This window comes from Pseudomonas sp. TE31087, from assembly GCF_057284075.1.
Window position 1 is genome coordinate 366,075 of sequence record NZ_JBXVNN010000001.1, and the last position, 24,526, is coordinate 390,600.

Below are 24,526 nucleotides of genomic sequence, written 5' to 3' on the forward strand. Positions count from 1 at the left end.
ATTGGGGCTGCTGCGCAACCCATCGCTGGCAAGCCAGCTCCCACAGGACCGTGCTGCTCCTGAGGATTGCGCTGTACCTGTGGGAACCGGCTTGCCGGCGATGGGCCGCAAGGCGGCCCTGCTAGCACTCGTGCCCGAAGGCCGGCTGTGCTAGCGTGCGCCGCCCAGCCACGAGGCTGCGGGCCGTTGGTTCTCGAATGACAAGGACAGTCGATATGAGCGATACCCCTTCAGTACTCAGAAAACTGGCCATTCGGCTATTGGGGTTGGTCGTGGTGCTGCCCGTGTTTTTGGTAACGGGATACTGCACCACATTCGCCGTGTTCTTGCTCCCGGGGATGATCTATAACGGGTTTGATGACCCTTGGGACTATCAACTGAATCGCATTGGCTTGGTCATTGTGTTGCTCATAGGCCTTATTGGCGTGAACACAGGGCTAAAGCTGTACCGGCATTTCCTGCGCAGCACCCGGGCGCCGGAATGGATCGGCTCGGCCTGGGCGGGGCTGGGCTGCGGGGTCGTAGCAAACCTGGCGATCATGTGCTGGTTTCCAGGGTCGCCGTGGTTCATGGTGTTTCTGGGATGGCCTTTGTCGGGCTGTGCGGTGTTTGCCTTGTTGTTGCTGCAAAGCACCGGATGGTCAGGGATCAGCGTCCGTCAAGAAGCCTGAATTCAGCTTGAACAGAAAACATCCGGCTTCGGCACAAAAAACCGAGCAAACAATTCCGATTGCGACTTGATATTCAACTTGGCGTAAATATTCCGGCGGTGCACTTTCACCGTTTCCGCCGAGAGTGAAAGTTTCCCGGCAATCTCTTTGTTGGAGAAACCGCTCAGCAGCAGCCTGAGCACATCGCTTTCACGGGTGGTGATCTGCGCGCCCAGCTGGCTCAGTGTTTCCTGCCAGGGCGGTGCCTCGGCAAGGTCCTTCTCGACGTCCACTTCAAAGGCCATGCGCTGGTGCATCAAGGCCGTCACCCAGGGCTTGATGAGGTCGAGGATGGTGATCTGCTCCTGGCTGAAGCGCGCCTTGCTGCCAATGGAGATGCACAGCGTGCGGTCGGCGTCGAGCTGAACGTTGTATTGTGCTTCATCGGCCGAGATGTAGTGCGCGAAGTACTGGTGGTAGTACTCGGTTTCGAGAAAGTACTCCGGCGCGATATCCAGCAGGTGGAAGAACCCGCTCTGCGGGTTTTCCCGATTGGCGATGTAGAACGGGTCCAGCAGGTAGAGCCCCTTCACATAACGATGGATGAACGCGTTGACCTCTTCGGCATCCGCCACCTCGGGCAAGCTCACCACTTCCACTTGCTGGTTGGCGAAGATCAGCACCACCCAGTTGTCGATCTGCACGTACTCGTTCAACACCCTAACCAGCGAACTCCAGAACGCCGGACGGTCCAGCTGCATGATCAGCTTGCCGATCGATCGGTGCCAGGCCAGGCTTTGCAGGTCGAACGGCATTATCTACCCCTTTTGGGTTAGGCATTCGCGGGTCAGAGGTAAGTATTCCGAGGTATTTACTATCCGGTCCTGCCCGGTATAGTCGCTCACTGGGCCTAGGATGGCCGTGAAGATACATCGATTCGATAAGGATGTTGCATGACAAGGTCACGTTTGCGAACCCTTTTTTCGGCCTCGCTGCTCTGCGCGGGGATCAGCACCTCGGTGCTGGCCGCCGAGCCCGGGATGCACCTGTACAACTGGTTCGGGCTGCTCGCGCCGGAGACGCCGAAGGCATTCGAAAAGGAAACCGGCACCCGCGTGCACATGGACGCGTTCGATAGCGCCGACATCATGCAGAGCAAGGTCATGGCCGGGCGCACCGGGTATGACGTGGTGGTCGCAACCTCCAACGTGCTGCCCAGCCTGATCGCGGCGGGCGTGCTGCAGCCGCTGGACCGCGCGCAACTGGGCAACCTGTCGCACATCGACCCCGATATCCTCGCCCAGCTGGCGGTCAACGACCCTGGCAACCGCTACGCCGTGCCCTACCTGTGGGGCACCACCGGCATCGGCTACGACGTCGACAAGGTCAAGGCGGCGTTGGGCGACCAGGCGCCGGTGGACAGCTGGGACCTGATCTTCAAGGAAGAGAACATCAGCAAGCTCAAATCCTGCGGCGTGGCGATGCTTGACTCGCCCAGCGAGATCATCTCGATTGCCCTGAACTACCTGGGCCTGCCCAGCAACAGCAGCAACCCGGCGGACTACCAGAAGGCGCAAGACCTGCTGATGAAGATCCGCCCGTACGTGCTGTATTTCGACTCGTCGCGCATCGACACCGACATGGCCGACGGCAATATCTGCGCGGTGGTCGGCTGGGCCAACGGCGCCCTGGCCGCCCAGGCCCTCAACGAGAAGAACAACACCGGTCGGCGGATCGGCTACAGCCTGCCGCGCGAAGGCGCGCTGGTGTGGTCGGAAAACCTGGTGCTGCTCAAGGATGCGCCCCATCCCAAGGCAGGCATGGCGTTCATCAACTACATGATGCGCCCGGAAGTGATCGCCAAGACCTCGAACCACACCCTGTACCCCAACGCCAACAAGGACGCCACCCAGTTCGTCGAACAGGCGCTGCGGGACAATCCGTGGATCTATCCCGACAAGAAGACGGTTGCCACGTTGATTCCGCTTGAGCCATTGCCGTTGAAACTGGAGCGGATCCGCACGCGGGTCTGGACCAAGGTCAAGAGTGGCGTTTGACCTGAATTGACGAGGCGCCAGCTGCCCGGTGCAAGGGAGTACCGGACAGCGCGTTGACCAAGGTTGCCTGCGGCCGATTGCTTCAAGCACCAGCGAACACCGTCGTCTCGCGGTATCCGGCTGCTCAGCCGAGGCGGGCGATGGTCTGCGTATCTGATTTCATCTTGTGCCGGAGGAGAACAGCGGATGTTCAGCCCAGCCCAGAAGACACACTTGAACTTGACGATCGAAGGTGTGGAGCACGATTTCCAGGTGCTCGGCTACACCGGGGAAGCGGTGGCCAACAGGCCTTTCTTTTTCAACGTGGAACTGGCCAGCGATTGGCCCGACCTGGACCTTGAACGCTTCCTCGACCTCGAGGCGTTCTTCAGCTTCGACAGGAACGGCAATGGCATCCATGGGCGGATCTACCACATCGCGCCGATGGGGCAGGCCCCGTGTTCGGCGCGCTACAGGTTGACCCTGGTGCCGCATTTGTCCTACCTGCGCCATCGCATCAACCAGCGGATCTTTCAACAGTTCTCGGTGCCCAGGATCGTCGCCTTGATCCTGGAGGAACATGGGATCGTGGGGGACGCTTACCGCTTCGAGCTGAGTGCGAGCTACCCCGAGCGCGATTACTGCACCCAGTATGGCGAAACGGATCTGCACTTCGTCCAGCGCTTGTGTGAAGAGGAGGGCATCCGTTTTCACTTCCAGCACAGTGCCCAGGGGCATGTGCTGGTGTTTGTCGATGGTCAGGCGGTGCTGCCGTGGGGCGTGCTTTATCGTCCGCCCCTGGTTCATGCCAAACCACGGGTGGCGGGGAACCAGACCGCCGTGGTCATCGCTGTGGAGGATGTCGAGAGCCGGTGTGATCGGCGCCTTGCCCGGATTAAGGTCAAGTTTCCCTGGGATCCTGAGGACAGGTTCGACGACAAGAGCTGTTGCTGGCTGTCGGTGGCTTCCGATTGGTGTTGTGCCGTCACGCCTCCGCGAACGGGGATGGAGGTGATGGTCTCGTTTCTCGGAAACGATCCTGACCAGCCGCGGGTCAGTGGGTGCCTGTGTTGCCGATAGCCTCATTCCGGCCACGGCAGCTTTATCCGAAATTATTCCAGGCCGATAATTATTGGCATCCCATAATTGCGAATAAACCCATGCCTGACGATTCCCTACCCCCCGGTGGTGCGCACCGATGAACATCGACTCTCGATATGGCGTGATTACCGTCGTTGACGAGCCCACCTACACGTTCGACTCCACAGACAATATCCGGTGTTATGCCCGGGAAATCATCCTGGGCGACGATGGCGTGTCTTCGGTTCATGGCGTAATGCTGGACGACGCCGGCCTGCTGGTGGTCGGTGCCGGCGGGGGCGGGACAGGAGTACATGCACAGTCGGCGCTGGTGATCGACGACAAGCTGCTATTGGCCGTTGGCAACCGGATTGCCTGCGTGTCGCTGACCGCTCCCCATGACCTGCTTTGGTCACGCAAGGTGGATCTGGCGACGTGTTTCGGTCTCTATTGGGCAGCGCGGCAGCGTGCACTGATTTCGCACGGCGAGCTGGAAATCACAGGTTTGTCTCTTGAGGGCGACGTTATCTGGAAGGGCATGGGTGCCGACATCTTCACCGGGCGCTTTCAGCTGGCGCCTGATCATGTGGAGGTCGTGGATTTTTACGACACCATCTACCGTTTTGATGTGGTGACGGGGGAGGCATTGAAAGGCAGTTGATGCATGGGGCCGGTTATATGTCCTGATGCAATCCTTCTGCGTCCTGCCAGTACAGGGTTCGCTCGAATTGAAAGCTGATCACGAAGCGTGAGCCTGTCCGCGCAATGGCATTGGCAATCTTGTCCAGGTCCGCCATGGGTGAATGTTCCTGCGGCCCAGGCCCTTTGATCCTGATGCTGGCGCGCGTGGCGACACTGAAGTCGAGCTGTTTGGTGTCCTCTGCATAGAGGGTGTGGTCGGTGATGATAAGGTCGGCGGTCAGCGTCAGCCATGACGCGAAGTAGGCTTCCAGGCTGTCGCTTGTACGCGTGACTTCAATCGCGCCGGCTGCTTGCAGGGCGTTTGCCAGTGCCGCTGCGTCAAGTGCTGCGTCAGCTTCCAGGAACAGATCAAGGCTCAATGACGTTACCCTCGGTCGACGCTTCGAAGCGCTGGGCGACCCAGCATTCTTTCCCCAGGTGCAGAATGGCTCCACCCAGCCGCCATAGCTCGAAGTAGGCGGTAAAGTCGATGTCCAGTGCAATGAGCGGGGCGGCGATGTACCAAGCCAGCCCATAGTCCGCCGCGATGCCGTACCAGGCCTCGAACAATGCGTAGTCGGCAGCGGTATGGCAGTCGGCGGCTTCGCGAACCGCATCCCCCAATGCTTCGCTGGCCCAGGTGCCCGGTATATCGAAGTTGTCGATAGCCTTGAGGTCGGTCATGGGCTTGCAGATCACCCGCGCATTGCGGGTCAGGGTCATCAGCTCTGAATCGCCCGTCCGCTCGAAAAAGTCGGCCTGCACATCCAACCATCGCCGGGTAGCGGCTGCCAGTTGTTCTGGCGTGCCTCGTTGCGTGGGGAGCAGGTACAGGTGGGGAAGCGTGCCGGCAGCCAGCACTTCCAACGTGCGCCTGGCCAGTTCGGAGGCGTGCTTGAAGCCTTCGAGGATGGTGGCCACCTCGTGGGGCTGGCCATGTTCCTTGAACAGCGCGATGAACTGGGATTTATCGATATCGCTGCGGCCTTCGACCAAGGCGCGCCAATCATCCAGCAGGGAGGTATCCATTCGGCTTCCTTGGTTATGAGCGCGGGCATTGTGCATCGCGCTTCGGTTGTTGCGCCAGGGAACGAGCGCCGGGTTCGGGCCTCGTTGAATGGACCACTCCTGTCGGTTGCGGGAGTGTTCTCCTTTAATCGATAACCAGCTCCCAAACGCCACTGGCGTGCTCGATCCGCTCACCCGGCAACTGAATGCGCTGATTGGTGCTGTAGTCATGGAAGGCGCGGGCCTTGCCGATCAGCGACAGGTCCAGGGTCACGCTATGCCGCGACTCGCCGCGCCCGGCCTCGAACAGCGTGCGGCCATACGGGTCCACCGCCAGGCTCGCCCCCACGAACACGCAGCCATCCGGCCCGTCGCCCACGCGGTTGGCGACCACGGCGAACACCTGGTTCTCCATCGCCCGGGCCATCACCGACACCCGGTGCACATGATCCTCCGGTTCGGCCAGGCCATCGGTGATCAGCAGCAACTGCGCGCCCAAGGCCTTCAGTGCTCGCGCTGTCTCGGGGAATTCGCTGTCGTAGCAGATCAACAGGCCCAGGCGCACGCCGCGCCATTCGACGGTGGCGAAGCGATCGCCCGGTACCACGATACCGTGCTCCGGCAACCACAAGTGGGTCTTGCGGTAGGTGAGCAGGATGCCTTCAGGGGCGATGAACAGGGTGGTGTTGTAGAACGTGCCGCCGTCGTTCTCGTACAGCCCCAGCACCACCGCGATATTGCGCTGGCGCGCCGCCGCGACCACTGCCTGCACGGCATCGCCGTCGATGGCTTCGGACAGCATGCCGACGTCGTCCTCAGTGAGAAAACCGGTCAGGTGCGACTCGGGGAACAGCAGGATATCGGTGTCCGGCGCGCACTGGGCCAGGGCCTCGAGGATGCCGCGCAGGTTGTGGGCGGTGTCGCCGTCGCGGGTTGTCGTCTGTACCACTTCGATCTTCATGGGCAATCCGTCTCGCTGGGCCCGACCCTTCCGCGGGCGAGTGACATTTGCGAAGGGTGGTGCAAGTATGAAAACAATCACTGGCAAAACAATCACTTCGACGGGTTAACCCGGGGGTAGGGCATGAGCTTGAGCCTGCAGGATCTTTCGTGGCACCAGGGTGTGGGCCAATGCATCGAGCACCTCGACCGGCCGAGCTTCTGGCGCACCCTGGCCACGCTGCTCGGTGACTTCGTCGAGGTCGACACCTGGGTAGCGCTGCTGTTCAGCCACGACAAACCGTTGATCTTCGACCAGAGCCCCTATGAGCGCGAGGGCATCGACCCGCTGGTGAGCGTGTACGCCAACGGCCTGTACCTGCTCGACCCGTTCTACATCAGCAGCCGCGAGCGGCCGCTGACCGGCCTGGTGCGCCTGGCCGACGTGGCCCCGGAGCAGTTCCAGCAGACCGACTACTACCGTCTGTACTTCACCCACAACGTGGTCGCCGACGAGGTGCAGTTCAACCTGGCCCTGGGCGATGGGCGCACGCTGTGCCTGTCACTGGGCGGGCGCTCGCGTTTCGACGCCCAGACCATCGCCCAGCTGGAGCTGGTACGCCCCTGGCTGATCGGCCTGCTGCGCCAGCGCCTGCACTTCGAGCAACTGCCCGAGCGCGCACCGGCCAAGCCCGCGCTGGGCCTGGCCCAGGGGCGCGACGAGGCACGCCGGCAGTTGGAGTCGGTGCTGACGGCGCGGGAGCTGGACGTGGTGCGGCTGATCCTGTCGGGGCATTCGAACAAGGAGACGGCCATCAAGCTCAAGCTGTCGGCCGAGACGGTGAAGGTCCATCGACGCAACGTGTACCGCAAGCTGGACGTGAACTCCCAGAGCGAGTTGTTCTCGCTGCTGTTCCTGGCCGGCGAAGACCTCGCCAGCCTGCAACCGGCGCCGTGATTCCCCCGCGCCATTACCCCCAGGTTAATCCTTCGACGTTATAGGAATCCCCACGGGGATCCGCATACTGGGCTGGCAGCTTCCTTGCGCGTGACCACCTGGAAGCCGCGTGAGAGCGGACTTCGTGGTCGCAGCGTGGGAGCGGACTTCGCGGTTGCAGCGTGGGAGTGGATTTCGCGGTCGTAGCGTGGGAGCGGGCTTGCCCCGCGATCACCGGCAAGGCCGGTGCCATCCACCACATTGCCTGCATCGCGGGGCAAGCCCGCTCCCACGCTGTATTTCCTGCACCTGCTGCACCTGCTTAGCGTGCTGCAGACCGGCTTGGCAATTTCCTAGAACAATCACAAGAGGATGACCCATGGCTCATTTCGCTCACGGCCCGGCCCGTGGCATCGCCCCTGCGCGCCAGGAGGCCACCCATGCCTGACGCCACCCCCGCAAAACTCTCCCTGACCTCCCTGACCGTCTTCGGCCTGGCCTACATGTGCCCGAGCCTGGCCATGGTGATCTTCGGCGTGATCTCCGAACGCAGCGACGGCATCGCCCCCAGCGCCTTCCTGCTGGCCACTGGCGCCATGCTGCTGTCGGCCCTGAGCTACGCCAAGCTGTCGCGCCTGTTCCCGGTGTCCGGCTCGGCCTACTACTACGCCAAGCGCCTGCTCGGCCCCGGTTGCGGCTTCGTGGTCGGCTGGGCGGTGCTGCTGGCCTACCTGTTCATGCCCATGGTCGCCTGGCTGTTGCAGTCGGTGTTCCTCAACGCCCAGTTCCCGCAGGTGCCCACCTGGGGCTGGCTGCTGATCAACATCGGCCTGACCACGGCGGTGACCGTCAGCGGCATGACCCTGACCGACCGCCTGAACAAAGTGCTTACGGTCCTGAGCGTGGCCCTGGTGCTGTTGTTCATTGGCTACTGCCTGCGCTATGTGGCCGGCCAGCCCCAGGTCGGCTTCACCCACCCCGTTTGGAACGAGCACAGCACCTTGACCGGCCTCACCGCCGCCGCCGCCATCGCCGCCTATTCGTTCCTCGGTTTCGACGCCGTGACCACCCTGGCCGAGGAGGCCGAGCAGCCCAAGCGCGATATCCCCCGGGCGGTGCTGCTGGTGATCAGTGTGGGCGGGTTGCTGTTCACGGCGGTGGCTTACCTGATGCAACTGAGCCACCCCGGTGGCCAGTTCGCCGACCCAGAGACCGCGACCTATGCGCTGTCGATCGAGGTGGGCGGGCAGTTCTTCGCCGACTTCGTCAACCTCGGCGGCATCGTCGCCGGCTTCGCCTCGTGCCTGGCGGTGCAGGTCAGTGCCAGCCGCTTGCTGTATTTCATGGGCCGCGAAGGCGTGTTGCCGCCGCGCTATTTCGCCAAGCTGCAGGGCAGGGCGCGCACGCCGGTGTTCAACCTGCTGCTGATCGCCGGGCTGGGGTTGATCGGGATCGGCGCGGATGTGAGCTCGGCCGCTTCGCTGATCAACTTCGGCGCGTTCCTGGCATTTGCGGCGGTGAATGTCTGCGTGATTGCGTACTACCTGCGCGAGCGGCGCAGGCAGCGGTTGAGTGGGGTGGGGTTCGTGGTGTTTCCGCTGCTGGCGATTGGGGTGAACCTGTATCTGCTGTCGCTGTTGAGCACGGTGGTGATACTGGCCGGGGTGGCTTGGCTGGTGTGTGGTGGGTTGTACCTGATGTGGCTGACGGCGGGGTTCAGCAAGCCCACGCCGGGGCTTATGGAGGTTGAGTCTTGAGGTGATGCGTATGCCACTGCGGCTTTACACGGAATTATTCCAGGCCAATAATTATTGGGATCTCATAATTCAGGATAAACCCATGGCTGACATTTTCCTGCGCCCGGAACTGGCGGCCGATATGGCCAGGCAACTGCTCAAGCCCTCTGCACTGGATATCGGCCTGCGTTCCGGGTTGTTCCTGTCCGGCCTGCGCCGGACGGGCAAGACCACCTTCCTCAAGAACGATCTGATCCCGGCCCTGGAGGCACAGGGCGCACTGGTGATCTACGTCGACCTGTGGAGCGACACCCAGACAAGCCCGGTGAAGCTGGTGCTGGCTGCCGTGCGCAAAGCCCTGCTCGAACTGCAGACACCGACCTCGTCGTTCATGCAGCGTCTCAGGCGCGTGCGTGGCGCCGAGGTGGAGTTGGCCGGTTTCAAGTTCGGTTTCAACCTCGATACCCTGGGTGAAGCAGGCGGCGTGACACTCGCCGAAGCGCTGACCGAAGCGGTGGACCAGGCCAAGGCGACTGTCGTGCTGATCGTCGACGAAGTGCAGCATGCCATCACCACAGAAGACGGGCAGCAGATGATGCTGGCCCTGAAGGCCGCACGTGACGCCATCAACCCAAGGCCCGCGACGCCTGGGCATTTCCTGTTCATTGGCACCGGCTCGCACCGGGCCATGGTCAACGAGCTGACCGCCCGGCGTAACCAGGCGTTTGCCGGCGCCACCAACGTGGCTTATCCGGTGCTGGACGAGGGCTATGTCGCGTTCTGGCTCCAGCGGCTCGCCGCAGATGGCCTCGACAACCTGCCCTCGCTGGAGGTGGCGACCGAGGCGTTCAAGACACTGGGCAGCCGGCCTGAAGAGTTCATCCGTGCCCTGCGTCAGTTGATTCACTCGCCCAGCCTCGGTTCCGGGGCGGATGTGGTGCTGCCGGTGATCGCGGCCACGCTGCGCTCGGCGGCGGCCGACCTGGAGCTGATGAAGGTCGAGGAACTGGGCGTGCTGGCCCAGGCCATTTTCGCCCGGATCGCCTCCGTGGATGGCGAGACGCGGGGCGTGTTTTCCAGCGAGGCGGCGGGCGAGTATTCGACGTTCGTGGGGCGTGAAGTGCGGGTGGAAGAAATCCAGCCGGTGGCCAATGAGTTGCTGGCGGCGAACCTGATCATTCGCCGGGGGCATGGCCTGTATGGCGTGACCGATCCGTTCGTGCAGGAGATCTGGCGGGAGCGCCAGGCGATGCTGGGCAAGCGCTGATAGACGTTCAGGGCAGGCGAACACCGATGAAGATCGACTTTGAATTGCTCACATTGCCGGACGACATGTCGGGTTACAACGCGGCAGCCTTTACCGAAGGCCGTCTGCACATCGAAGTGAAGGGGCAGGTGTTCTTGCAGGTCGAGTATTGTCTGCTGCTCGAATTGGCGAACGTGGTGACGCAATGGCTGGCGTCCGTGGCCATCTGTGGGGCTCAGGATTTTTACTACGCCTCGATGGACGAAGAAGAGGAACCGATCCTCGCGCTGCGCTACTGCCGCGCCAGATCGGTCTTCTCACTATGGACCTGTTGGGCGGTGTGCGAGCATGGTCCCGAAGTGACGCTGGAGCAGGCTATCGAATGTTTCGAGCGGTATGTTCATGAGTTGAGGCAGGCAATCGACCAGCGTCTGCAGGCCGTTTTGCCCTGACAACCCATTCAAGCCTACGCGCAACCTGTAGGAGCGGCCTTGTGTCGCGAAAAGGCCGCAAAGCGGCCCCCGGTTTCTGATGTGTTGCGAAGAATGCAATGCAGCGTGGGAGCGGGCTTGCCCCGCGATCACCGGCAATGCCGGTGCCAAACACTGCGACGCTCGAATGAACACCCTGCAAGGTTAGGCCGAGCGCATGTGAACGGACTCACTCATAACCCATTTTCAGGTTTTGGGCTTGGGTTGCCAATTCATCCATCGCTCCACGACTGGCTTCGTCTCGCTTGTCCTTGTAGGCAATCAGCTCGGAGAACGTGATAGCCCGTTCACCTTCAGCGCTGGAATGGGGGATTGCTCCCTCATCCAGCAGCTTTGCCAGATGCTCGCAAGAAACGTTAATCGCGAGGGCCGCCTCCGTCATGGTCAGCGTGGACTTTTCCATGACAATGGTGCGCTCCACGCCATGGAATTCATCACGAAGCTTCCGATACCCCAACCGCGCGTAGAACCCTTGGGCGGTGATGGATGAAGGAACGCGCAGTGCCGTGACATCTGCCCTGATCGCCGCAGCATGAACGGCCTCCATCAACCGTTTGCCGACACCTGTCCGATGATGGATTGGAGCGACGAATACTGTCCTGACAACCTCGCCATCCAGGCTTGCCGTCCCCAGCAATTCGTTTTGGTTGACTGCTACGAATACCATTCGGCTATCGAGCAATGCACTGACCGCCGCAGGTGAAAAGCTCTGCTCGACCTGGGCGATCACCTCTGCCGGGTAATCCTGCGAGTTGGATTCACGCAATGCCGCGATCACGATGCGGCTGATGGCTTCTGCGTCTTCGCGCTGAGCGCGGCGGACATGACATTCCATGGACGTCTCCCTCTGCTCCAAGGCGTATCGCAATCCCCTGTAGGAGCGGCCTTGTGCCGCGAAAGGGCCGCAAAGCGGCCCCAGATCTGCGCATCATGCACCATTGCCGGGGCTGCTACGCACCCCTTTCGCGGCACAAGGCCGCTCCTACAGAGCCCGCATGTACCTAGAGGTCAGTGCTTCATCCCCAACTCCGCATCATCCATCAGCGCCTTGGCCAGCGCGCTCAGGTAATACGACGCCCAGATCAGCTGAGGCTTGTCCTCCATGATCCCGGTGATGGTCAGGTCGCACACGCAGCCCATCAACTCCGAAGCCTGTTCCCGTGCGTGCTGGCAAGGGATGCCGGGCTCGATGCAGAACAGCGGGTCGGTATGCCCTTCACCCTGGTAGAACTTGGTCTTGCCCACCGTGGTGTGGGGCGTGGTGTCGTCTGTGCTCATGGCTCAATCTCCCTGAAATGATCGGTGCCTGGGCAAGCAGGTAGTCCAGCAATCAGCTACACAGCATCTGCCGCGCAGCCACGCCGATCCCCTGTGGGAGCCGGCTTGCCGGCGATGAGGCCAGCCCAGGCAACCTATGGCTAACGCCTTAATGCAACGTCCGAGGCTCCACCTGCGGCATCTGCACTTGAATCAACGCCGACTCGAGCAGCACCCGCAGCGCCTCCATTTCATGCATCGCGGCCATGACCAGAATCGACACGGGCGACTTGGGATGCAGCAGAACAGCCTGATGCGCCACGGTCTGCGCGCACAGGGCGTACTCCGTGGCCTGGATGATGGTGTCTTCGAGGGAGTGGTGGTTGTGGGGTGGATCGGGGACTATCTTCAGCATGGTTTTGTGCCCTTTGATGGGGCCGCTACCGGACTGCTGTCAAACAGGTAGGTGGCAGCTATGCATAGGTTGACAGACCGGCGGACACTAGAACCGGCGCACGCAAGCGTGCCCCATGCACAGCCGCCATAGAGGGCAAGCAGTGCAGGTGTCGCGTCGCGGCCTGTCAAAGCCGATCGCTGATATGCAGCGACTTGCCGAGACTAGAGTGATAGCAGAGCGATCGCAACGGAAAAAAGGCAGTAGTAGTATCTTTGGGAAATGGACTACAAGATAGAGGCAAAATCTGATAGTGGGAAAACGTTTGTGTCGGTGGAAGCGATATGGCCGCTCGATCAGAGACTGTATAGTCAAAAGTGGTTCGCGGTAGTCCTTGCTTAAGATAATTACTCTGTTAAGTGTGTCTTTGATCTATGCTTGTCATTATGGCAAGCATAGGTCAGGACTTCGCGTATTCCTAAGTTTTTTGTGGAAACTGCGAGTTATAAGTCAATAGCTGTCTGAATAGCTTTAGCTGCAACGGTGGTGCCAATCTTTGTTGCCACGTCAAATGCCCATTCGCCGGCAGATTTAAGATGCTTGAGGGCTCCACCTCCGTCATTCTGACGTGCTGATTTTTCTGCTGCTCCTACGCTGACCAACGCTTGATCATGCTCAAGATCGGTAGCTTTGGTGCGCATGGCTTCTCTGAGGCTAGAAAGTTCAGTTGCGAGAACTGGTAGGTCAAGGCTAGCGGCGGACTGTTGCAGTATTTGGTTGAAGGTGTTATTTTCAGCTTTGGAGTTTGGTCCGATTGCTCCTGTTTGCCCTGTTATATTATATTGATCGCCCATATGGCTCTCCTTGATTATGGTTTGGTTGTTTGAGATGTGATAAATCTTATTTATTGATGTGGGTTCTGTTGCGGTTTTTTGGGTGTTGAACTCTTTTGTCTGGCTGTAGAGCTTGCAGTCAGTGAAGTGGCATGGGGTAACTGTAGCCCAAATGAATCTCCAGTCGTTGGGTATCTTCTCCCGCTCAGCAATTGCGCATCCGATTTCTCGATCTATCTCGTCGGCATATTTTGTCATGTAGCTTGCGTAATAACCGAAATAGGTAAAGGTAACTTCGGGGCAGAAGTTCGAGAGGCTGGCCAACTTTCCGTTGGAGGTGGATATTCCGGTGCAATCTTCATCTATGATAGGTAGTAATCCGGTGCTCGCCCAAAAAGAGTCTAGGTAAGCTATTTTTTCCTCATTAATTTTTGTTGTGATATTGGCAGTGCCAAGCATGTGTATGCTCGCAAAATACCTCGGGCATTTATGGGCGTTTGCATAAGAGCATGATGAGAGGGATTGGGTTTGAAGGCTTCTGATCTTATACCAGTTTGCGTCAGGGATGATTCTAGGCATAAGCAAGATCCTGATGTTTTAGTTGGCGCAACTCACTAAGAGTAAAGTGCAATCAGAATTGCCCTGGAGGCAGTATTCCTGTTCGTTTTACTTGCGATTTCCAGTGGCCATTCTCCAGCAAGCTTTAGGTTGAGCAGTGTGAGGGTTTCGTCATTGCTTATGGCTGCTTGCTCTGCAGATAAAATTTTGGATATTGCCACAAGATGTTGAGGTTGTGTGGCTTGAACCTCCATAGCTTTAGCGAGTATCTTGAGGTCGAGGGCTAAGTCCCTCATGTTAAGATAAGTTGGCGTATTTGTTGGTGTTTGGTGGAGTGTGTTGCGCAAGGCTGTTGAGCTTGGGCCAACTGCTGCAGCTTGTCCGTAAATGTTGTATTGGTCGCTTGATATGTACTGGTACGTTACGTTCTTGAAAGTTTCGGGTTCGTCACTTTGAAGGTTGGGGTTGCTTTCGTGCATGGGCGTTAGTTTGAGATTGAGCTCATCCTTCAAGGAGTGCTCTGTCACCAATAACTCCCACATTCTCTGAGCTGAAATGCTGTCGGGAAGAAAGTACTTGGCGTTCTCAGTAATATTTTTAATGTTATGTGCTGGCAGAGAGTTACTGATTAGATCTCTCTTGATTCCGTAGGCGAACTCCATGAGCGAGGAAGCATTTTTAAGTCTCTGGAAGTTTCCACGTATTTGGGGTTCGCTGCAGTTGTAGGGGATGTACGAAACTATGCCTTGTCGATCCAGTAGTATCAATGTTTTGTCAATTTGGTGGAGGGCGTTCTTTTTGATGTTTGCGGTGATTATCTCGTTTCTTTCAATTGTGTGGCGTGTTACTAGCTCTACTAGTTGGTGTTCGGTTGCTTGTGCTTTATTGTTCTGGCTTATTATTTTGGTGATGGGGAATATTTTTGGTGGGTTGGTAAGTTGTTTTTGTTTTGTGTTTCCGGAAATGGTTATTGCTAAAATCTTGGAGGCGATTTTGTATAGTTCTCTGTGAGTGTGGAGGTCTTGCATGCGATGGATATTAGCAAGGTCCTCTACCTCGAAAGGTTGTATTTTTATTGAGAGGCATACGCAGGATAAATATCTCCTTAGTCCGAATATGACTTGAAGGTTCCTGTTTGGCTCTTTGAAGGGGATTTGAAGGGTGAGTTTTTTTCCTTCAATATCTAGTGCCTGTTTGGTGGTTTGGAGGGCGTAATAAAAATTATTCGTAGGTTCAAGTGTTGTAGGTGCATAGGTAGTGCGAGGGTTGCCTCCAAGCATACGTATAAAGGTTTTCGAGCCTCTGATGTTAAATATTGGACTGTTTTGCTTTGTCTTCTCTGCCCCTTGGAGGGAAAGACTGCTGAAAACTTTCCAGCCTAGCTCAATTTGATTGGACACGTGATAGGCCTTCTAAAGGGTTGGCGAGGGAGGAGTCGAACCTCCTTGCTCTAGCTATCTAGAATCTGTCGGCTCAATTGTAAAATTGTCCGTCCATACAGCTCGCCAGCGATGATAATACCACGGCTTGTTTGGTGTGCAACCGAATTCTCTGGCGGTGCGCGTAGTGGAGAGGCGTACTGCTATGAGTCTTTATCGTCTTGATTCTGTTGCTTTTAGGTTAGGCTATAGCTTATTAGTTAAAAACGCAGCCTCCAACAACTGCCTCGTATACCCATGCTCCGGCTCATGAAATATAGCCCCCGCATCCCCCTGTTCCACCACCTGCCCATGTTTGATCACCATCAACTGATGACTCAACGCCTTGACCACCGCCAGATCATGACTGATAAACAGATAAGTCAGGTTGTACTTAACCTGCAAATTCCGCAGCAACTCAACTACCTGCCGCTGCACCGTCCGGTCCAGCGCCGAGGTCGGCTCATCCAGCAAAATCAACGCAGGCTTCAACACCAACGCCCGAGCAATCGCAATCCGCTGCCGTTGCCCGCCGGAAAACTCATGGGGATACCGATGCCGAGTCCTCGGATCCAGCCCCACTTCCTCCAGCGCCGCAATAATCGCCGCTTCCTGCTCAGCCGGCGTGCCGATCTTGTGAATCCGTAACCCCTCGCCAACGATATCCGCCACGCACATGCGCGGGCTCAGGCTGCCAAAGGGATCCTGAAACACCACCTGCATCTCCCGCCGTAGCGGTCGCACGGCCTTCTGGTTCAGCCCTTCAAGATCCTGCCCATGGAAGCGAATCCCTCCTTGGCTGGAAATCAACCGCAGGATGGCTAGTCCCAAGGTGGACTTGCCCGACCCACTCTCGCCAACGATCCCCAGCGTCTGCCCCTGGGGCAGGCTGAAGTTCACCCCATCCACGGCCTTTACATGGTCCACGGTCCGGCGCAGCAGCCCCTTCTTGATCGGGAACCACACCTTCAGATCTTTGACCTCCAGCAACGGCGCCCCTTCGGCATTCGCGGCAGGCGCCCCACTGGGCTCGGCGTTGATCAGCATCTGCGTATAGGGATGCTGCGGCTTGCTGAACAGCGTGGCGCAATCGGCCTGCTCGACGATCTTGCCGCACTGCATCACACACACGCGGTGGGCGATGCGGCGCACCAGGTTGAGGTCGTGGCTGATCAGCAGCAGGGCCATGCCGAGGCGCGCCTGCAGCTCCTTGAGCAGGTCGAGGATCTTCAGCTGCACGGTCACGTCGAGCGCCGTGGTGGGCTCGTCGGCGATCAGCAGTTCGGGCTCGTTGGCCAGGGCCATGGCGATCATCACCCGCTGGCGCTGGCCACCGGACAGCTCATGGGGCAGGGCTTTCAGGCGCTTCTTGGGCTCGGGAATGCCGACCAGCTCCAGCAGCTCCAGCGTGCGCGCCGTAGCGGCCTTTCCGGTCAGCCCCTTGTGCAGCAACAGGATCTCGTTGATCTGCTTCTCGATGCTGTGCAGCGGGTTCAGCGAGGTCATTGGCTCCTGGAAGATCATCGCAACGCGGTTGCCGCGAATGCGCTGCATGGGCTTCTCGCCCAGGTGCAGCAGGTCCTTGCCGCCGTACTGGATGGTGCCGGAGGGATGCCGGGCCAGCGGGTAGGGCAGCAGGCGCAAAATCGAATGGGCGGTCACCGACTTGCCCGAGCCGCTTTCGCCGACCAGGGCCAGGGTTTCGCCCTTGCGGATGTCGAAGCTGATGCCGTCGACCACACGGTTGACCTGCTCGCCAGTGACGAACTCCACCGCCAGGTCGCGGACTTCGATCAGGGTGTCTTGGCTCATGTCATTTCCTCGGGTCGAAGGCGTCGCGGGCGGATTCGCCGATGAATACCAGCAGGCTCAGCATCACCGCCAGCACGGCGAAGGCGCTGATGCCCAGCCACGGGGCTTGCAGGTTGGACTTGCCCTGGGCCACCAGCTCGCCCAGCGACGGGGAACCTGCGGGCAGGCCGAAGCCGAGGAAGTCCAGGGCGGTGAGGGTACCGATGGCGCCGGTGAGGATGAACGGCATGAAGGTCATGGTCGAGATCATGGCGTTGGGCAGGATGTGGCGGTACATGATCGGGCCGTTGCTCATCCCCAAGGCACGGGCGGCGCGTACGTATTCGAGGTTGCGCCCGCGCAGGAACTCGGCGCGCACCACATCAACCAGGCTCATCCACGAGAACAGCAGCATGATGCCCAGCAACCACCAGAAGTTGGGCTGCACGAAGCTGGCGAGGATGATCAGCAGGTACAGCACCGGCAGGCCGGACCAGATCTCCAAAAAGCGCTGGCCGGCGAGGTCCACCCAGCCACCGTAGAAGCCCTGCAAGGCGCCGGCGATCACGCCGATGATGGAGCTGGCGATGGTCAGCGTCAGGGCGAACAGCACCGAGATGCGGAAGCCGTAGATCACCCGGGCCAGCACGTCGCGGCCCTGGTCGTCGGTGCCCAGCAGGTTGTCGGTGGAGGGCGGCGCGGGGGCCGGCACCTTCAGGTCGTAGTTGATGCTCTGGTAGCTGTAGGGGATCGGCGCCCACAGTACGAAGGCGTCCTTCTTCTCCAGCAGCTCGCGGATGTACGGGCTCTTGTAGTTGGCCTCCAGCGGGAACTCGCCGCCGAAGGTGGTCTCGGGGTAGCGCTTGAAGGCGGGGAAGTACCACTCGCCGTCGTAGCGCACGGCAATCGGCTTGTCGTTGGCGATGAACTCGGCGCCCAGGCTGAGCACGAACAGCACCAGGAAGATCCACAGCGACCACCAGCCGCGGCGGTTGGCCTTGAAGCGCTCGAAGCGCCGGCGATTGAGGGGGGACAGGGCCATGTCAGTGCTCCCGGCTGGCGAAGTCGATACGTGGATCGACCAGGGTGTAGGTGAGGTCGCCGATCAGCTTCACCACCAGACCAAGCAGGGTGAAGATGAACAAGGTGCCGAACACCACCGGGTAGTCGCGGTTGATCGCCGCTTCGAAACTCATCAGGCCCAGGCCGTCGAGGCTGAAGATCACCTCGATCAGCAAGGAGCCGGTGAAGAAGATGCCGATGAACGCCGAGGGGAAGCCGGCGATCACCAGCAGCATGGCGTTGCGGAACACATGGCCGTAGAGCACGCGGGTGCGGCTCAGGCCCTTGGCCTTGGCGGTGACCACGTACTGCTTGTTGATCTCGTCGAGGAAGCTGTTCTTGGTCAGCAGGGTCATGGTGGCGAAGTTGCCGATCACCAGCGCGGTGATCGGCAGTACCAGGTGCCAGAAGTAGTCGAGCACCTTGCCGGTGGTGGAGAGCTCGTCGAAGTTGTTGGAGGTCAGCCCGCGCAACGGGAACCAGTCGAAGTAGCTGCCGCCGGCGAACAGCACGATCAGCAGGATGGCGAACAGGAACGCGGGGATGGCGTAGCCGACGATGATCGCCGAGCTGGTCCATACGTCGAAATGGCTGCCGTGGCGCACGGCCTTGGCGATCCCCAACGGGATCGACACCAGGTACATGATCAGTGTGCTCCATAGCCCAAGCGAAATGGACACGGGCATCTTCTCGGCGATCAGGTCGATGACCTTGGCGTCGCGGAAGAAGCTGTTGCCAAAGTCCAGCTGGGCGTAGTTCTTGACCATGATCCACAGCCGCTCGGGCGCCGACTTGTCGAAACCGTACATGCGCTCGATCTCGGCGATCAGTGCCGGATCCAGCCCTTGCGCGCCGCGGTAGTTGGAGCCGGCCACCGAGACTTCGGCGCCGCCGCCTGCGATGCGGCTGGTGGCGCCGTCGAAGCCTTCGAGCTTGGCGATCATCTGCTCCACCGGGCCGCCGGGAGCGGCCTGGACGATGATGAAGTTGATGATGAGGATGCCGAACAGCGTGGGGATGATCAGCAGCAGGCGCCGCAGGATATAGGCCAGCATGTCAGTTGGCCTCTTCCGTCACGGGGGCGGCGGTGACGGCGGGCGTCACGTCGGGCTTGATCCACCAGGTGTCGATGCCGATGTCGTACTTGGGCGACACGGCCGGGTGGCCGATATGGTTCCAGTAGGCCACGCGGGAGGTCTTGATGTGCCAGTTGGGGATCACGTAGTAGCCCCACAGCAGCACCCGGTCCAGGGCACGGCAGTGGTCGACCAGGCTCTGGCGCGAATCGGCGTTGATCAATTCTTCCACCAGCTGGTCGATGGCAGGGTCGCGCAGGCCGATGAAGTTGCGGCTGCCGGGGTTGTCGGCGGCGGCGCTGTTCCAGTATTCACGCTGCTCGTTGCCAGGCGAATTGGACTGCGCAAAGCCGCCGACGATCATGTCGTAGTCCCGCGAACGCAGGCGGGTGATGTACTGCGATACGTCCACGCGGCGGATCTCGAGGTTGATGCCCAGGTCCGCGAGGTTGCGCTTGAACGGCAGCAGCACGCGCTCGAACTGGGTCTGGGCCAGCAGGAACTCGATGCTCAGCGGCTTGCCGTCCTTGTCGACCATCTTGTCGTCGACGATCTTCCAGCCGGCGTCCTGCAGCAGCTTGTAGGCCTGGCGCTGCTGGTCGCGGATCATGCCGCTGCCGTCGGTGACGGGGTTGCGGAAGGCGCCGTTGAACACCTCGTCGGGCACCTTGGCGCGCAGTGGTTCGAGGATCTTCAGCTCGGCGGGCGAGGGCAGGCCGCTGGCGGCCATCTCGGAGTTCTCGAAGTAGCTGCCGGTGCGGGTGTAGGCGCCGTTGAACAGCTGCTTGTTGGTCCATTCGAAGTCCATCAGCAGGCTGATGGCGTGGCGCACGCGGATGTCCTGGAACACGGGTTTGCGCAGGTTGAAGATGAAGCCCTGCATGCCCACCGGGTTGCCGTTGGGGATCTCTTCCTTGATCAGGCGGCCGTCGCGCACGGCGGGCACGTCGTAGGCGGTGGCCCAGTTCTTCGCGCTGACTTCCAGGGCGTAGTCGAACTGACCGGCCTTGAGGGCTTCGAGGGCGACGGTGTTGTCGCGGTACGAGTCGAAGGTCATCACATCGAAGTTGTAGAAGCCGCGGTTGATCGGCAGGTCCTTGGCCCAGTAGTCCTTGACCCGCTCGTAGCGGATCGAGCGGCCGGCCTTCACCTCGACGACCTTGTACGGGCCGCTGCCCAGTGGGATCTCCAGGTTGCCGCGGTTGAAGTCACGGCCCTCGTACCAGTGCTTGGGCAGCACCGGCAGCTGGCCGAGGATCAGCGGCAACTCGCGGTTGTTGGTGTGCTTGAACTTGAACAGCACCTTGAGCGGGGCTTCGGCGACCACCTCGGCGACGTCGGCGTAGTACTGGCGGTACAGCGGCGCGCCGTCCTTGATCAGGGCGTTGAAAGTGAACACCACGTCCTCGGCGCGCATCGGCTGGCCGTCGTGGAAGCGTGCTTCGGGGCGCAGGTAGAAGCGCACCCAGCTGTTGTCGGGGGCCTTTTCGATCTTGCCGGCCACCAGGCCGTATTCGGTGAAGGGCTCGTCCAGGCTCTGGCGCATCAGGGTGTCGTAGATGCTGCCGACGTTGTCGGCGGGCACGCCCTTGTTGATGAACGGGTTGAGGCTGTCGAAGCCGCCGAAGCTGGACTGGCGGAAGGTGCCGCCCTTGGGCGCGTCAGGATTGACGTATTCGAAGTGCTTGAAGTTGGCCGGGTATTTTGGCGGCTCGTCGTACAGGGTCAGGGCGTGCTGCGGGGCGGCCACGGCCGGGAGCGTGAGGCAGGCCAGCAACAGGCTGCCGGCCAGGCGGCGCAAGGTGGGCGTCATTTGGCTTTCTCCGAAGTCTTCTTGATCCACCAGCTGTTCAGCCCGAGGGTGTAGGGCGGCGTGGTGACGAAGGCGAACCGGTTGCGGTAGGCCAGGCGGTGATTGTCGAGGTACCAGTTGGGGATCATGTAGTACTGCCATGAGAGCACGCGGTCCAGGGCACGCGCCGCGGCGATCTGGTCATCACGCGTGCGGGCGGCGAGCAGGGTGTCGAGCAGGTGGTCGACCACCGGGTCCTTGACCCCAGCATAGTTCTTGCTGCCCTTGGTGGCGGCTTGGCTCGAGTGGAAATACAGCCACTGTTCGAGGCCCGGGCTCAGGGTCTGGTTCAGGGTCATCAGGATCATGTCGAAATCGAACTGGTCGAGCCGTTGTTTGTACTGGGCGCGGTCGACGGTGCGCAAGCGCGCATCGATGCCGATGCTGGCCAGATTTTCGACATAAGGTTGCAGGATGCGTTCGAGGTTCGGATTCACCAGCAGCAGTTCCATACCGAATTGCTGGCCCTTGCTGTCCACCAGGCGCTGGCCGTTGAGCTTCCAGCCGGCCTGGGCGAACAGCGCCAGGGCCTGGCGCAGGGCCGGGCGGCTGATGCCGCTGCCGTCGGTGTGGCTGACCTGGTAGGGCTGGGTGAACAGCTTCTCGGGCAGTTGGTCGCGGAACGGCTTGAGCAGCAGCCATTCCTTGCCGGTGGGCAGGCCTGTGGCGGTGAAATCACTGTTGGGGTAGTAGCTGGTGGCGCGCCGGTAGGCGCCGTTGAACAGCGCGCGGTTGGTCCACTCGAAATCGAGCATCAGGCCCAGCGCCTGGCGTACCCGCGGGTCGCTGAAGGTGGCGCGGCGGCTGTTCATGAACAGGCCTTGGGTCTGTGTCGGGATCTTGTGCGGGATCTGCGCCTTGATCACCTCACCGCGGCGCACGGCGGGGAAGTTGTAGCCGTTGGCCCAGTTCTTCGCCTGGTGCTCGATGTAGAGGTCGAACTCGCCGGCCTTGAAGGCCTCGAAGGCCACGGTGGCGTCACGGTAGAACTCGTATTCGACGCGCTTGAAGTTGTTCTTGCCGCGGTTCACGGCCAGGTCCTTGCCCCAGTAGTCCCTCACCCGCTCGAACACCAGCCGGCGGCCGGGTTGCACCTCGGTGATGCGGTAGGGGCCGCTGCCCAAAGGCGGCTCGAAGGTGGTGGCCTTGAAGTCGCGCTTTTCCCAGTAGTGCCTGGGCAGCACCGGCATCTCGCCCAGGCGCAGGATCAGCAGCGGGTTGCCGGCGCGCTTGAACACGAAGCGGATGCGCAGCGGGCCGAGGATGTCGACCCGGGCCACTTCCTGCAGGTTGGTGCGGTAGATCGGGTGGCCGTCCTTGAGCAGGGTGCGGTAGCTGAAGGCGACGTCGGCGGCGGTGATCGGCACGCCGTCGTGGAAGTGCGCCTCGGGGCGCAGGTTGAACACCACCCAGCTGCGGTCCTCGCTGTACTCGACCGAGCGGGCGATCAGGCCGTAGCTGGAGGTGGGCTCGTCGCCGGAGGGGTCGTACATGCCGGTGCCGACCATCAGCGGCTCGTTGAGCTCGTTGATGCCGTACTGCAGGAAGTTGGGCGTGGTGACCGGGCTCGAGCCCTTGAAGGTGTAGGGGTTGAGCGTGTCGAAGGTGCCGAAGGCCATGGCCCGCAACGTGCCGCCTTTGGGGGCTTGCGGGTTGACCCAGTCGAAGTGGGTGAAGCTGGCCGGGTACTTGAGCGTGCCGAACTGCGCGTATCCGTGGCTTTCGCTCACCATCGCGACGGCGGGGAAGCTCAAGGCCAGGCTGAGAGACAGCAGGAGGGGACGTATCAAGTCGGCATCCGATCCAGAAGGCGTTGGGCTTGGTTCGGGGTACAGTAACAGCTTGTCTGGAATGGAAAAAGGGTGCGAGCCGGTCAGATGGATGTGGCTGATTGGGGCTGCTTCGCAGCCCTTTCGCGGCACAAGGCCGCTCCTACAGAGTCTGCGTAATCCCTGTAGGAGCGGCCTTGTGCCGCGAAAGGGGCGCGAAGCGCCCCCGGGATTCACATCAACGCGACAGGTAAACGGTCAGCGTCTGCCCCGGCTTGAGCGCATGCCCGCTGCGCGGGTTCCAGCGCTTGAGGTGTTTCATCTCGACGTTGAAACGCTTGGCCACCAGGTAGTACGAGTCGCCCTTGCGCACCTTGTACTGGGTGGAACGCTGCTTGGCATCGGCCACGCGGTTGGCCGCCGCGCTCGGCGCGTTGCCGCCACGCAGGGCCAGCACCTGGCCGACCTTGAGGCTGTTGCCGCGCAGGCTGTTCCAGCGCTGGATGTCCTTGACCGCGACGCGGTTGGCCTTGGCGATGCTGCCCAGGTTGTCGCCGCGCTTGACCCGGTAGCTGCGCGCCGCCGGCGCCTTGGCATCGGCCAGGGCGGCCTGGAACACGGCCTTGTTCGGCTGCAGGGCGACCAGTTCCTCGGGCTTGAGGTTGGACATGCGGTCGCTCAGCAACTGTGCCTTGGCGGTAGGCACCAGCAACTGCTGCGGGCCGTCCACGGTCATGCGCTTCTTGAAGGCGGGGTTGAGCTGGATCAGCTCGTCTTCGTCGATGTCGGCGAAGGCCGCGACGCGCGACAGGTCGAGGCGGTCGTTGATGGCGACGGCTTCGAAATAGGGTTCGTTGGCGATCGGGTTCAGGTTGATCCCGTAGGCGGCCGGGGTGTTGACCACCTGCGACAGGGCCAGCAGCTTGGGCACGTAGTCGCGGGTTTCCTGCGGCAGCGGCAGGTTCCAGTAGTCGGTCGGCAGGCCCAGGCGCTCGTTGCGCTCGATGGCGCGGCTGACGGTGCCTTCGCCGGCATTGTAGGCCGCCAGGGCCAGCAGCCAGTCGCCGTTGAACATGTCGTGCAGGCGGTTCAGGTAATCCAGCGCGGCGTTGGTCGAGGCGGTGACGTCGCGACGGCCATCGTAGAAGTTGGTCTGGCGCAGCTTGAAGTGGCGCCCGGTGGACGGGATGAACTGCCACATGCCGGCGGCGTGTGCGCGGGAGTAGGCCATCGGGTTGTAGGCGCTCTCGATGGCCGGCAGCAGGGCCAGCTCCAGCGGCATGTCGCGTTCTTCGAGGCGCTCGACGATGTAGTGCAGGTAGAGGCTGCCGCGCTCGCCGGCGTTCTCGAGGAACGACGGGTTGCTGGCGAACCATAGGCGCTGCTGTTCGATGCGCGGGTTGACGTCCATGCCGTCCTGCAGGGCGAAGCCCTGGCGCATGCGCTCCCAGACGTCCTGGGGCGGCGCTTCCTTGGGCTTGACCACCAGTGGCGCGGGCTTGTGCTTGATCCGCGCCTGGTAGTTGTGCGCGCGAACGCTGTCGGATTCGTCGAGCTGACGGGTGCTCTGGCAGCCGACCAGGGTGGCGGCCAGCGCCAGTGCACTGATCTGTGCCAGTCGCGTCAGGGCGACCGAATGAGCGGTTCTGCGGCTAGGGGAAGACATCGGCTGGAACGGTTATCCGGGCAAAAAAGTTGGGCGATTCTAGAAA

22 protein-coding genes and 1 pseudogene are annotated in these 24,526 nt (G+C 60.8%); 8 read left to right on the top strand and 15 right to left on the bottom strand.

Annotated features, from left to right (window positions below; translation table 11 throughout):
• The first annotated feature begins 215 nt into the window (after nt 1-215).
• Nucleotides 216-671 carry a hypothetical protein gene (locus ACZ899_RS01590; protein ID WP_234560520.1) on the top strand — a complete coding sequence of 152 codons (456 nt, stop codon included), beginning with the start codon at nt 216-218 and terminating at the stop codon, nt 669-671.
• Nucleotides 672-673: 2 nt separating this feature from the next.
• Here the strand turns inward: ACZ899_RS01590 and ACZ899_RS01595 are convergent, their stop codons facing one another.
• A complete protein-coding gene (locus ACZ899_RS01595) occupies nt 674-1,465 on the bottom strand; it encodes a helix-turn-helix transcriptional regulator (protein WP_234560519.1) in 792 nt (263 codons plus the stop codon).
• A gap of 138 nt (nt 1,466-1,603) precedes the next feature.
• Here ACZ899_RS01595 and ACZ899_RS01600 point away from each other — a divergent pair, with 138 nt between their 5' ends.
• The 3 genes from ACZ899_RS01600 (at nt 1,604) to ACZ899_RS01610 (ending at nt 4,427) form a co-directional block, all read left to right on the top strand.
• Nucleotides 1,604-2,707 (top strand): polyamine ABC transporter substrate-binding protein, encoded by a 1,104-nt coding sequence (locus ACZ899_RS01600; RefSeq protein WP_234560518.1) that lies wholly within the window; start codon nt 1,604-1,606, stop codon nt 2,705-2,707.
• A gap of 186 nt (nt 2,708-2,893) precedes the next feature.
• Nucleotides 2,894-3,766, top strand: coding sequence for a contractile injection system protein, VgrG/Pvc8 family (locus ACZ899_RS01605; RefSeq protein WP_234560517.1), 873 nt, complete (start codon nt 2,894-2,896; stop codon nt 3,764-3,766).
• Nucleotides 3,767-3,884: 118 nt separating this feature from the next.
• Nucleotides 3,885-4,427: a hypothetical protein gene (locus ACZ899_RS01610; RefSeq protein ID WP_234560516.1), complete on the top strand. Its 543-nt coding sequence runs from the start codon at nt 3,885-3,887 to the stop codon at nt 4,425-4,427.
• Between the two features lie 13 nt (nt 4,428-4,440).
• Here ACZ899_RS01610 and ACZ899_RS01615 read toward each other — a convergent pair whose 3' ends face one another.
• The 3 genes from ACZ899_RS01615 to ACZ899_RS01625 all read right to left on the bottom strand — a co-directional run bounded on the left by ACZ899_RS01615 (nt 4,441) and on the right by ACZ899_RS01625 (nt 6,416).
• Nucleotides 4,441-4,827 (bottom strand): hypothetical protein, encoded by a 387-nt coding sequence (locus ACZ899_RS01615; RefSeq protein WP_234560515.1) that lies wholly within the window; start codon nt 4,825-4,827, stop codon nt 4,441-4,443.
• Nucleotides 4,817-5,476: a hypothetical protein gene (locus ACZ899_RS01620; RefSeq protein WP_234560514.1), complete on the bottom strand. Its 660-nt coding sequence runs from the start codon at nt 5,474-5,476 to the stop codon at nt 4,817-4,819. The genes ACZ899_RS01615 and ACZ899_RS01620 overlap by 11 nt, the downstream gene beginning before the upstream one ends.
• Nucleotides 5,477-5,600: 124 nt before the next feature.
• Nucleotides 5,601-6,416 (bottom strand): carbon-nitrogen hydrolase family protein, encoded by an 816-nt coding sequence (locus tag ACZ899_RS01625; RefSeq protein WP_234560513.1) that lies wholly within the window; start codon nt 6,414-6,416, stop codon nt 5,601-5,603.
• Between the two features lie 123 nt (nt 6,417-6,539).
• Between ACZ899_RS01625 and ACZ899_RS01630 the strand changes: the two genes are divergently transcribed.
• The 4 genes from ACZ899_RS01630 to ACZ899_RS01645 all read left to right on the top strand — a co-directional run bounded on the left by ACZ899_RS01630 (nt 6,540) and on the right by ACZ899_RS01645 (nt 10,765).
• A complete protein-coding gene (locus ACZ899_RS01630; RefSeq protein ID WP_234560512.1) occupies nt 6,540-7,352 on the top strand; it encodes a LuxR C-terminal-related transcriptional regulator in 813 nt (270 codons plus the stop codon).
• Nucleotides 7,353-7,771: 419 nt separating this feature from the next.
• Entirely contained in the window at nt 7,772-9,088 is a 1,317-nt protein-coding gene (locus ACZ899_RS01635) for an APC family permease (protein ID WP_234560511.1), read from the top strand.
• 82 nt (nt 9,089-9,170) lie between these two features.
• Complete coding sequence (locus ACZ899_RS01640) at nt 9,171-10,334, top strand: AAA family ATPase (RefSeq protein WP_011534694.1); 1,164 nt, start codon at nt 9,171-9,173, stop codon at nt 10,332-10,334.
• 26 nt (nt 10,335-10,360) lie between these two features.
• On the top strand, nt 10,361-10,765 hold the full coding sequence (locus ACZ899_RS01645; protein WP_234560510.1) for a DUF7878 domain-containing protein: 405 nt from the start codon (nt 10,361-10,363) through the stop codon (nt 10,763-10,765).
• A 433-nt stretch (nt 10,766-11,198) separates the two neighbouring features.
• Here ACZ899_RS01645 and ACZ899_RS01650 read toward each other — a convergent pair.
• The 11 genes and pseudogenes from ACZ899_RS01650 to ACZ899_RS01700 all read right to left on the bottom strand — a co-directional run.
• Nucleotides 11,199-11,639: pseudogene (locus tag ACZ899_RS01650) on the bottom strand (GNAT family N-acetyltransferase); the annotation flags it as partial.
• A 173-nt stretch (nt 11,640-11,812) separates the two neighbouring features.
• Entirely contained in the window at nt 11,813-12,082 is a 270-nt protein-coding gene (locus ACZ899_RS01655; protein ID WP_186660501.1) for a DUF3077 domain-containing protein, read from the bottom strand.
• Nucleotides 12,083-12,230: 148 nt separating this feature from the next.
• Entirely contained in the window at nt 12,231-12,476 is a 246-nt protein-coding gene (locus ACZ899_RS01660) for a hypothetical protein (protein ID WP_011534689.1), read from the bottom strand.
• 482 nt (nt 12,477-12,958) lie between these two features.
• On the bottom strand, nt 12,959-13,747 hold the full coding sequence (locus tag ACZ899_RS01665) for a hypothetical protein (protein ID WP_234560509.1): 789 nt from the start codon (nt 13,745-13,747) through the stop codon (nt 12,959-12,961).
• Nucleotides 13,748-13,902: 155 nt separating this feature from the next.
• Nucleotides 13,903-15,246 carry a hypothetical protein gene (locus ACZ899_RS01670; protein ID WP_234560508.1) on the bottom strand — a complete coding sequence of 448 codons (1,344 nt, stop codon included), beginning with the start codon at nt 15,244-15,246 and terminating at the stop codon, nt 13,903-13,905.
• A 225-nt stretch (nt 15,247-15,471) separates the two neighbouring features.
• Nucleotides 15,472-17,076: an ABC transporter ATP-binding protein gene (locus ACZ899_RS01675; protein WP_234560507.1), complete on the bottom strand. Its 1,605-nt coding sequence runs from the start codon at nt 17,074-17,076 to the stop codon at nt 15,472-15,474.
• Nucleotide 17,077: 1 nt separating this feature from the next.
• Nucleotides 17,078-18,097 carry an ABC transporter permease gene (locus ACZ899_RS01680; RefSeq protein ID WP_234560506.1) on the bottom strand — a complete coding sequence of 340 codons (1,020 nt, stop codon included), beginning with the start codon at nt 18,095-18,097 and terminating at the stop codon, nt 17,078-17,080.
• Between the two features lies 1 nt (nt 18,098).
• Nucleotides 18,099-19,172 (bottom strand): microcin C ABC transporter permease YejB, encoded by a 1,074-nt coding sequence (locus ACZ899_RS01685; protein WP_038706480.1) that lies wholly within the window; start codon nt 19,170-19,172, stop codon nt 18,099-18,101.
• 1 nt (nt 19,173) lies between these two features.
• The gene (locus ACZ899_RS01690; RefSeq protein WP_234560505.1) at nt 19,174-21,006 is read right to left on the bottom strand and encodes an extracellular solute-binding protein; all 1,833 of its coding nucleotides are present in this window, start codon (nt 21,004-21,006) and stop codon (nt 19,174-19,176) included.
• Nucleotides 21,003-22,835, bottom strand: a complete 1,833-nt coding sequence (locus ACZ899_RS01695) for an extracellular solute-binding protein (RefSeq protein WP_234560504.1) — start codon at nt 22,833-22,835, stop codon at nt 21,003-21,005. Before ACZ899_RS01695 ends, ACZ899_RS01690 begins: the two co-directional genes overlap by 4 nt.
• 217 nt (nt 22,836-23,052) lie before the next feature.
• Nucleotides 23,053-24,480: a lytic transglycosylase domain-containing protein gene (locus ACZ899_RS01700; RefSeq protein WP_203651896.1), complete on the bottom strand. Its 1,428-nt coding sequence runs from the start codon at nt 24,478-24,480 to the stop codon at nt 23,053-23,055.
• Between the last annotated feature and the right edge of the window lie 46 nt (nt 24,481-24,526).